Source organism: Streptomyces prunicolor NBRC 13075, assembly GCF_000367365.1.
Lineage (GTDB): Bacteria > Actinomycetota > Actinomycetes > Streptomycetales > Streptomycetaceae > Streptomyces > Streptomyces prunicolor.
In genome coordinates this window covers 1-9,761 of sequence record NZ_BARF01000171.1, presented here as the reverse complement: position 1 = coordinate 9,761, position 9,761 = coordinate 1, and the positions used below count along the sequence as shown (strand labels likewise).

Genomic DNA, 9,761 nt, shown 5'->3' with positions numbered 1-9,761 from the left:
GTGCTCTGACCGCATTGGTTCGCCGGAGCGCTGGTCGGGACGGTTGGATGTGCGGTGACTTCCGTCGATCTGACCGTTGGGGGTGTGGTGGCCGAGCCTGTACGTGTGCCCAGACTGACTGACCAGGAAGGGCACAAGCTGCAGCAGATCGTGCGCCGAGGCAGCACCAGTTCGGTGCGCTACCGGCGCGCGATGATGCTGCTCGCCTCGGCCGGCGGGAACCGGGTCCCGGTGATCGCCCAGTTGGTGCAGGCCGACGAGGACACCGTCCGAGACGTGATCCACCGGTTCAACGAGATCGGCTTGGCCTGCCTGGACCCTCACTGGGCGGGAGGCCGTCCCCGCCTTCTCAGTCCTGACGACGAGGACTTCGTCGTCCAAACGGCCACCACCCGCCCGACCAAGCTCGGCCAGCCCTTCACCCGCTGGTCGATCCGGAAGCTCGTCGCTTACCTGCGGAGAGTGCACGACCGCGTGATCCGGATCGGCCGCGAGGCATTACGGTGCCTGCTCGCACGCCGTGACATCACCTTCCAACACACGAAGACGTGGAAGGAGTCACCGGACCCCGAGCGCAACGCCAAGCTCGACCGCATCGAGTACGTCCTGGAGCGCTTCCCCGACCGCGTGTTCGCGTTCGACGAGTTTGGCCCTCTCGGCATCCGCCCTACCGGTGGCTCTGGCTGGGCACTCGCCGGTCACCCAGAGCGGCACCCCGCGACCTATCACCGCACCCACGGAGTGCGGTACTTCCACGGCTGCTACTCCATCGGCGACGACACCCTGTGGGGCGTCAACCGGCGCAGGAAGGGTGCCAGCAACACCCTGATTGGTCTCCGGTCGATCCGCGAGGCCCGCCCGGACGGCGCCCCGATCTACGTCATCCTCGACAACCTGTCCGCCCACAAGGGCGAGACGATCCGGCGCTGGGAAAAGAAGAACCGTGTCGAGCTCTGCTTCACCCCAACCTACGCGTCCTGGGCCAACCCGATCGAGGCCCACTTCGGGCCGCTGCGGCAGTTCACGATCGCCAACTCCCACCACCGCAACCACAACGTCCAGACCCGCGCCCTGCACGCCTACCTGCGCTGGCGCAACAAAAACGCCCGCCACCCCGAGGTCCTCGCTGCTCAACGCAAGGAGCGAGCTCGCATCCGCAGCGAGAAGGGCATCCGCTGGGGCGGACGCCCACTCCCCGCAGCAGTCTGACCGAACCGGTGTTCCTGTCCGGTTGGAGCTCTAGTCGTCGAACTCGAAGCCCGAAGTCTCCGCCCGGGCGATGATGTCGCGGACTGCCTCGGGGCTCGTGATGACTGACGCAACGGCCGCCTTGAGTCGCGCAAGGTCACTCGGACTCCCGACCGCGCAGAACATGCCAGCCTCGCTGTCGAAGTCGAGGCGTTCGGCAATGTCCGGCCACGCGAACCGCACGAGACCTTCCCAGAAGTACCCGTTCGGCTCGTGCCCTGCCTCGGCTACTGCGGCATCAGCAGCCAGGCCACCGACATCCAACGTCAGCGAGTGTTCGCCGTCGAAGTCATGAAGCTTGATGGTCACGGCCGCGATCTTCTCACGCCTCGCGCACGGGCTGCCCGATCCGCTCCAGCGGCTCATCCGCTCCCTCGCCGCTCTCGGCCCGGTGAACCTTCCCGGTCACAGCACTAGCCTCTGCTGAACGGGCCACGGCGCCACCGGAACCGCCCGCTGCCGCCGCCGCACGACGAACGCGGCGATCCCCAGGCGATCCCGACCAGGGCGAGCACGACCCCGCCGATGACGGCCGCCCCGATGCCGGAGGCGACCGTACGGTCGTCGGTCACCCGGTCCCGGACGGCGGACTCGGCCACCGCCCCTTCGGGACCGTCACGTCGTACGTCTTGTGCACGCCGTCGACATCACCCTGCTTCACATAAGGCTCCGCCAGCGGCTTTCCGTTCACGGTGATCCGCGCGGCCGTGCCCGACCCCGTGCAGCACACCACGCGGTCGCGGCCCACCCCGACGACCCGCTGCAACACGCTCGCGCTGAACCCGTAGCGGTCAGGCGCCGAGAACAGCACGACGTCACCGCGGCGACATGCTCTGGTTGCTGACGGTGGAACTCCCGTAGGAATTCCGCGCGTACGCGACCGCGCCGACCGCCATCACCACTCCCCCCCCAACACGCCCACGACGACAGCCGCGCCCCCCCCGAGTCCCCGCCCCGTACGTCATTTCCGCGGGCGCGGGGGTAACGGGCATCCATGAACAGTCAGTGCGGGCCCGTGCCCCACGACAGCCGCGGGCCCGCGCCGACTGACTAACCGACCTCGCTCAGCACACCGAGCACTGCCGACTCGTCCCCGGCCGCTGACAGCCGCTCTCGGAACCCGGCATCCATCAACTTCCGCGACAGCAGCGCCAGAATCCGCAGATGCTCATCACCGGCGGCCGCCTCCGGCACGGCGATCATGAAGACCAGCCGGGCCTTCGTGCCGTCCAGCGAACCCCACTCGACGCCCTCGGCAGACCGCGCGAACCCGACGACCGGCGCACTCACCGCATCCGTCTTGGCATGCGGAATCGCGATCTCCTCTCCGAGCCCGGTCGTCCCCTGCGCCTCCCGCCGCAAAGCGGTCGCCACCAACTCCTCGACGTCCACGACCTTCCCGGTCCGCGCCAACAGCCCGGCCATCTCCCGGATCACGGCCTCCTTGTCACCCGCGTCGAGCCGCACTTTCACGGTCTGCTCGGTGAGGTACCCGGAGAGGACCTCAGGGAGAGCCTCGGGGAGGACTTCCGGGGTGGGGCTCATTCCGGGTTCCTCGGCGGGGGAGCCGAAACCGGGGGCGCCATCGGCGGCGGCCGAGTCGGCACCGGCCGTAGCCCCAACCGCGCTCGCAGCAGGCGAACTTGAGCCGCCCGAGCCCGCTACGCTCGCTGTCACCGTCTCTCCGCGCACAGCCCACTGCTCCGCAACGACGGCCCCGGCGCCCGGAGTTCCCACCCCCGCCCCGACCAACGCGAGCTCGGGCTCGACAGTGACCCCGTGCCCGACGAGCTCTCCGCGCCGCTTCCGCTCGCTCACGTCGACCAGCGCGACCGTCGTCACCGCGGTGACCGCCGTACCGATCGCCACCGCCACGAAGAACATCGGTACGCCGCTCACCGCGCCCAGCACCGCGACGATCGGCCCGCCGTGCGGCACCGCGTCCTTCACGCCGGCGAGCCCGGCGATCGCACCGGCCACCGCGCCGCCCAGCATGTTGGCGGGGATGACCTGCGCCGGTCGTGCCGCAGCGAACGGGATCGCGCCCTCGGAGATGCCGAAGCAGCCCATGAACAGAGAGGCCAGACCGGTCTCCCGTTCCTGCTCGGTGTAGAGCCGCTGCCGTATCAGCGTGGCCAGGCCCTGGCCGAGCGGCATCACCGGGATCGCGGCGGCGCACATGCCCATGACGGCCTGGTTGCCGGTCGCGATGAGCCCCGCGCCGAACAGGAACGCCGTCTTGTTGACCGGCCCGCCCATGTCGAACGCGATCATCAGCCCCAGGATCGTGCCGAGCAGGATCGCGCTGGTGCCGGTCATCCCGCCGAGCCAGCTGGTGAGGTGCTCGAACACCCAGGAGATGGGTTTCCCGATGACGTTGATGAAGAACAGCCCGAGCGCCGTCGTCGCCATGATCGGGATCACGATGATCGGCATGATCGGCTGTACGAACTTCGGGACCCTGACCTTCTTGATCCACAGCACCAGATACCCGGCGAGGAACCCGGTCACGATCGCCCCGATGAACCCGGCGCCGGCCTTCGAGTCGTACAGCGAACCGGTGTTGGCGATCCACCCGCCGATCATGCCCGGCACGAGCGCGGGCCGGTCGCCGATCGCGTAGGCGATGTAGCCGGACAGGATCGGCACCATCAGCGTGAAACCGATCACGCCGATGTTGTTCACGTCCATCCAGAAGGAGTCCTTCGGGATGACCAGACCGCCGGAGGGGTCCGGGTGGCCGCCGAGCGACAGCGAGATCGCGATCAGCAGCCCGCCGACCACGACGAACGGGATCATGTAACTGACCCCGTTCATCAGCGCCTTGTACGCGACGCTCCGCTCCCTGCCGGCCGGCGTGGTTGTCGCCGCGGCCGTACCGCCCGCCGTGTGCACGGGCGCGGACCGCACCTGCTCGATCAGTCGTTCGGGGTGCCGGATGCCCTCGGCGACCCCGACCATGAGGACCCGCTTGCCGACGAAACGGCTCAGGTCCACGTCCTTGTCCGCGGCGACGATGACGCCGTCCGCGGTGCTGACATCGTTGTCATTCAGGACATTTTCAGCCCCGATGGAACCCTGCGTCTCCACCTTCATGTCGATGCCGCGGCTCTCGGCGGCCTGCGCGAGTTTCTCCGCCGCCATGTACGTGTGCGCGATGCCGGTCGGGCACGCGGTCACCGCGAGCAGCCTCAACCGCTGCGGCTCGCCGTCGCCGTGGCCCGTGGGGGGAGGGCCGGCCGTACTCGTCACGTCGTTCTCCTAACACCTTCGTCCAACACCTGCGTCGCGCGGAACGCCGTCCCGGACGTCCCGCGAGATCGATCAGAGGTTCCTGATCTCCGTGCATCCTGCAACATCCGACGCCCGACTCAAAGACGCGGAAGTCCCTGGTCGCCGTCGTCCGCTCCCTCCATCCACTGCTCGCGGACATCCTCTTGCGGCTCCCCCGGAAACCCGATCCGACACCGGACGCCCGCCGGAGTTCGGCTGGATCCGTCCGGAGGTGGGCTGGGGGCGGCCGGGTCCACCGGTGTAGCTTGGGTGAGAGCCAGACGTCGCTGCTGATGGCGGTCGGGCGGTCCCACCGCGGACCGACCGAGGGAGAGAGGGCCTCCGACGGACTGCGCTGTGCGTACGGGGGCATTCCGGTGCCCTCCTTCGGGCACCCCTGTGCCCGCTGCCGCGCAGACCAGCCGTATCCACAAGGCCCCAACCCCGAGGAGCTCCTCGTAATGACGACTGTCGACAACCGACAGGACTTCAAGGTCGCCGATCTCTCCCTGGCCGAGTTCGGCCGCAAGGAGATCACCCTCGCCGAGCACGAGATGCCCGGCCTGATGTCGATCCGCCGCGAGTTCGCCGCCAGCCAGCCGCTGGCCGGCGCCCGCATCATGGGCTCGCTGCACATGACCGTGCAGACCGCCGTCCTCATCGAGACCCTGGTCGCCCTCGGCGCCGAGGTCCGCTGGGTGTCCTGCAATATCTTCTCCACCCAGGACCACGCGGCCGCCGCCATCGCCGTCGGCCCGAACGGTACGCCGGAGAACCCCCAGGGCATCCCGGTCTTCGCCTGGAAGGGCGAGACCCTGGAGGAGTACTGGTGGTGCACGGAGCAGGCGCTGACCTGGCCGAACACCCCCACCGGCGGCCCGAACATGATCCTGGACGACGGCGGCGACGCCACCATGCTCGTCCACAAGGGCGTCGAGTACGAGAAGGACGGCAAGGTCCCCTCCCTCGACACCGCCGAGTCCGACGAGCACCGCGTCGTCCTCCAGGTCCTCCAGCGCACCATCAGCGACGGCTCGCAGAAGTGGACCCAGCTCGCCTCGGAGATCCGCGGCGTGACCGAGGAGACCACGACCGGCGTCCACCGTCTCTACGAGATGCACCGAGACGGCACCCTCCTGTTCCCGGCGATCAACGTGAACGACGCCGTCACCAAGTCGAAGTTCGACAACAAGTACGGCTGCCGCCACTCCCTGATCGACGGCATCAACCGCGCCACCGACGTCCTCATCGGCGGCAAGACCGCGGTCGTCCTCGGCTACGGCGACGTGGGCAAGGGCTGCGCGGAGTCCCTGCGCGGACAGGGCGCCCGCGTGATCGTCACCGAGATCGACCCGATCTGCGCGCTGCAGGCGGCGATGGACGGCTACCAGGTCACGACGCTGGACGAGGTCGTCGACAAGGGCGACATCTTCGTCACCACGACCGGCAACAAGGACATCATCATGGCCGCGGACATGGCCAAGATGAAGCACCAGGCGATCGTCGGCAACATCGGTCACTTCGACAACGAGATCGACATGGCCGGCCTGGCGAAGATCCCGGGCATCGTCAAGGACGAGGTCAAGCCGCAGGTCCACACCTGGAAGTTCCCCGACGGCAAGGTCCTCATCGTGCTGTCCGAGGGCCGCCTGCTGAACCTGGGCAACGCCACCGGCCACCCCTCGTTCGTGATGTCCAACTCCTTCGCGGACCAGACCCTGGCCCAGATCGAGCTGTTCACCAAGCCCGAGGAGTACCCGACCGACGTCTACGTGCTGCCCAAGCACCTCGACGAGAAGGTCGCCCGCCTCCACCTGGACGCGCTCGGCGTGAAGCTGACCACGCTCCGCCCCGAGCAGGCGTCGTACATCGGCGTCGAGGTCGAGGGCCCGTACAAGTCGGACCACTACCGCTACTGATCCGGCGACCCCGTCGGCTGTGACCCCGCCCGCTGTGACCGCGTCCGTGCGCTGACGCGGTTCTCAGCGGCGGGTCCTCAGCAGCAGATCCTCCGAGGCAGGCCCCCGCACCCCCGTGCCGGGGGCCTGCCCCTTTGGTTCCTCCGGCCGGACCGGCCCGTCAAGACCCAGGACCCCGATGCCCCGCGGCCGTTATTCGCTCCACGATCCGCACGATCACACCCCCCTCGCTGTCGAACACTTCCATTGCGCCCCCGGCCCGTCCGGCTGGCGTTATGTCTCCCAACTCACCACCCCCTCCGGTGATCACAACGGCTCCGTCGACCTCACGCTCGACGAACTCGGCCGCCCGATCCGGCTCGAACTCCACGCGGCGAGCTGGCAGGTGCGCGGCGCCGCTCTCGACGGCGTCACCTGGGTCCGCACCGACCCCACCGGCACCGATGCCACCGAAGGCAATGTCCGCGCCCACGCCTTCACCGGCACCTCTCCCGCGTTCCTCATCGCCACCACCCGTCTCCTGCGCCTCACCCCTTCCGCCTCAGCGACCCGCGTCCGCCTGGTCAGCCTCACGGAACCGGTCCTCGCCCCCCGCACCGTGGACCAGTCCTGGGCCTTGCTGAAAAGAGAAACACACGGCACTGACAACGGCCCTCTGACCGTGGACGAATACCAGGTCACAGCCCTGGACACGGGCGAGCAGCACGCCGTACACATCGCCGGCGACGTGGTGCTCGCGGCACCCGGCATCGAGCTGGAGGAGCTGGAGTCGCCACCGTCCGTCTTCGACTGAGCGGCGGCGTTCCGAGGCGGCGGCGAGGCGAGTCAGGCGGGCGGCGCGAACCCCGTGGAGGGCCGAGGTTCGGCGGGCGCCGGGGGCTGAGCACTGGGTACGACGGGATCGGCTCCCGTGCCACCTGCGGCGGGAACAGGGGGAGCGGCAGTGGCCGGCCAAGAAACAGGTGCAGGCGCGGGAACGGAACCGTACGGCTGCTGAGGAGCCGACGACGGTTGGAACGCCGCATTACCGAAGGCACCCGGCACGCCCGCCCCGGGCCCGAACCCGCCGGCCGTTACGCTCCCGACCGCGCCGTTCCCGAAGGCCCGCCGCACATCCCGCGCCTGCCGCTCCTGCACCACCGCCGCCAGATACGCGGCCGGCGGAACCCCCTGCGGCGCCGGGGCGCCCGTACGAGCCACCAGGTCCGCGGCAAGCCGCTGAGCCATGGCCCACCCGACCTGCGGATCCAGCTGCTGCATCCGCGTCAGGTACTGCCGGATGGCCAGCCACAGCCCGTCGGGAACAGCGGAAAGATCGAGCTCGGCGAAACGTCCCGTCAGCCACGGCGGCGGAGGAGGCACAAAGGCCGTCGGTCCGGCGGACACCCGTTCCCGTACGACGAGAGTGCCCGCGAACACGTCCCCGAGCCGCCGCCCGCGTGCCGAGACGAGGGAGGCGATACAGGCGACCACCCCGAACGTCGTCAGGATCTCGATCACCCCGATCGCACCCCGCACCAGCGCGTGCCGGAACCGGATCGGCCCGCCGTCGTCCCGCACCACGCGCAGCCCGAACGCCAGCTTCCCGAGCGAACGCCCATGACTCAGCGTCTCCACCGCTATGGGCCCGCCCACCAGCACCAGCACAAAGGCCGCGATCGACACCGCGATCTGCGCCGCGACGTCCAAAGAGGCCGTGGCAAACATCAGCGCGACGCTCACGCCGGTGTAGGCGGCTATGGCCACGATCAGATCGAGCAACACCGCCAGCGCCCTGCTGGGCAGCCTCGCGGGGCGCAACTCCAGCGCCACCGCCTCGCCCGTCACCAGCTCACTCACGCCTGCCGCCCTTCCCCTGCCCTGCCCCTGAAACAGCCAGTCTGCCAAGCTGAGGGCATATCGCACCCCAGTACGACAAGCTGATCCCCGACCAGCAGTCGACGAGCAGCCGAGGAGCAGGCAACCAGATGGACCTCGACGTCTTCGTCTCGGCCCACCGAGCCGAGTGGGACCGCCTCGACGCGCTGCTCCGCCGCCAGCGTCGCCTCAATGGCGCCGAGGCCGACGAACTCGTCGCGCTGTACCAGCGCACGGCCACCCATCTCTCCCTGATCCAGTCCAGCGCCCCGGACCCCCAGCTCACCGGACGGCTCAGCCAACTCGTGGCACGCGCGCGTAGCGCGGTGACAGGAACCCGTCGTGCCTCCTGGCGCGATGTCACACGCTTCCTGGGACACAGCTTTCCGGCCGCCGTGTACCGAGCACGCCACTGGTGGGTCCCCACCGCGCTGCTGTCGACCGTGGTCGCGATCCTCCTGGGCTGGTGGATAGGCGCCCACCCCGAAGTGCAGTCCTCCATCGCGGCCCCGAGCCAACTACGGGATCTCACCCGCCCCGGTGGCGAGTACGAGACCTACTACTCCAGCCACCCGGCGGCGGCATTCGCGGCACAGGTCTGGACGAACAACGCCAAGGCCGCCGCGATGTGCCTGGTCCTGGGAGTCTTCCTGGGCCTGCCGGTCCTCTGGATCCTCTTCGAGAACATGCTCAACCTGGGTGTCGGCATCGGCTTGATGTCGTCGGCGGGCCGGCTCGACACGTTCCTCGGCCTGATCCTCCCGCACGGCCTGCTCGAACTCACGGCGGTCTTCGTCGCCGCCGGCACGGGGATGCGCCTCGGCTGGACCCTCATCGATCCCGGCCCACGTTCACGTCGCACAGCCCTCGCCGAAGAGGGCCGGGCCGCCGTGGGCATGGCGATCGGCCTGGCCCTGGTCCTGTTCGTCTCCGGTGCCATCGAAGGCTTCGTCACCCCGTCGGGGCTCCCCACGTGGGCCCGTATCGGCATCGGCATCCTCGCGGAAGGAGCCTTCCTGACGTACGTCTACGTCCTGGGCGGTCGTGCCGTACGCGCCGGTGAGACGGGCGACGTCGAGGCGGCCGAACGCAGCTCCTCCGTCCCGACAGCCGCCTGATGTGCGGCCACTCCGGCTGAGCTGCTAGTCTCCTCTTTGCCCCACAGGAGCCGTTGACACGGACCGGTCGGGGAGGTAGATTCGAACAGTTGCCTAGAACTGGATCTAGTCCGGTCGGCGACAGTGAGTGTCTGTCTGCTTCTGGAAACATCGATAGAAACCATCGATTCCAAAGAAGCCACACTCCCGATGAATCGGAAAAGAGCGGCCGGTCAGTCCGGCCCGGAACTTCTGATAAAGTCGGAACCGCCGGAAAGGGAAACGCGGAAGCGGAAACCTGGAAAGCACCGAGGAAATCGGGACCGGAAGCGGTCTGATAGAGTCGGAAACGCAGGACCGAAGGGAA

General features: G+C 68.8%; 9 protein-coding genes. 4 read left to right on the top strand and 5 right to left on the bottom strand.

Features of this window, described 5'->3' with window-relative positions; genetic code table 11:
- Positions 1-87 precede the first annotated feature (87 nt).
- Positions 88-1,209, top strand: coding sequence for an IS630 family transposase (locus tag SPR02S_RS54435; protein ID WP_306305775.1), 1,122 nt, complete (start codon positions 88-90; stop codon positions 1,207-1,209).
- 30 nt (positions 1,210-1,239) lie between these two features.
- Here SPR02S_RS54435 and SPR02S_RS54430 read toward each other — a convergent pair whose 3' ends face one another.
- The 4 genes from SPR02S_RS54430 to SPR02S_RS54415 form a co-directional block, all read right to left on the bottom strand.
- Entirely contained in the window at positions 1,240-1,557 is a 318-nt protein-coding gene (locus SPR02S_RS54430) for an Imm51 family immunity protein (RefSeq protein WP_026151759.1), read from the bottom strand.
- Positions 1,558-1,661: 104 nt separating this feature from the next.
- Positions 1,662-1,847, bottom strand: coding sequence for a hypothetical protein (locus tag SPR02S_RS65600; protein WP_019065452.1), 186 nt, complete (start codon positions 1,845-1,847; stop codon positions 1,662-1,664).
- A complete protein-coding gene (locus SPR02S_RS65595; protein ID WP_019065451.1) occupies positions 1,817-2,059 on the bottom strand; it encodes a hypothetical protein in 243 nt (80 codons plus the stop codon). The genes SPR02S_RS65600 and SPR02S_RS65595 overlap by 31 nt, the downstream gene beginning before the upstream one ends.
- Positions 2,060-2,298: 239 nt before the next feature.
- Complete coding sequence (locus SPR02S_RS54415) at positions 2,299-4,500, bottom strand: fructose-specific PTS transporter subunit EIIC (protein ID WP_019065450.1); 2,202 nt, start codon at positions 4,498-4,500, stop codon at positions 2,299-2,301.
- A gap of 482 nt (positions 4,501-4,982) precedes the next feature.
- Between SPR02S_RS54415 and ahcY the strand changes: the two genes are divergently transcribed.
- Positions 4,983-6,440 carry an adenosylhomocysteinase gene (ahcY, locus tag SPR02S_RS54410; protein ID WP_019065449.1) on the top strand — a complete coding sequence of 486 codons (1,458 nt, stop codon included), beginning with the start codon at positions 4,983-4,985 and terminating at the stop codon, positions 6,438-6,440.
- A gap of 178 nt (positions 6,441-6,618) precedes the next feature.
- Complete coding sequence (locus SPR02S_RS54405) at positions 6,619-7,233, top strand: hypothetical protein (RefSeq protein WP_019065448.1); 615 nt, start codon at positions 6,619-6,621, stop codon at positions 7,231-7,233.
- A 32-nt stretch (positions 7,234-7,265) separates the two neighbouring features.
- Here SPR02S_RS54405 and SPR02S_RS54400 read toward each other — a convergent pair whose 3' ends face one another.
- Complete coding sequence (locus SPR02S_RS54400; protein WP_019065447.1) at positions 7,266-8,279, bottom strand: RDD family protein; 1,014 nt, start codon at positions 8,277-8,279, stop codon at positions 7,266-7,268.
- Between the two features lie 128 nt (positions 8,280-8,407).
- Between SPR02S_RS54400 and SPR02S_RS54395 the strand changes: the two genes are divergently transcribed.
- Complete coding sequence (locus SPR02S_RS54395; protein WP_019065446.1) at positions 8,408-9,415, top strand: stage II sporulation protein M; 1,008 nt, start codon at positions 8,408-8,410, stop codon at positions 9,413-9,415.
- Positions 9,416-9,761: the final 346 nt, after the last annotated feature.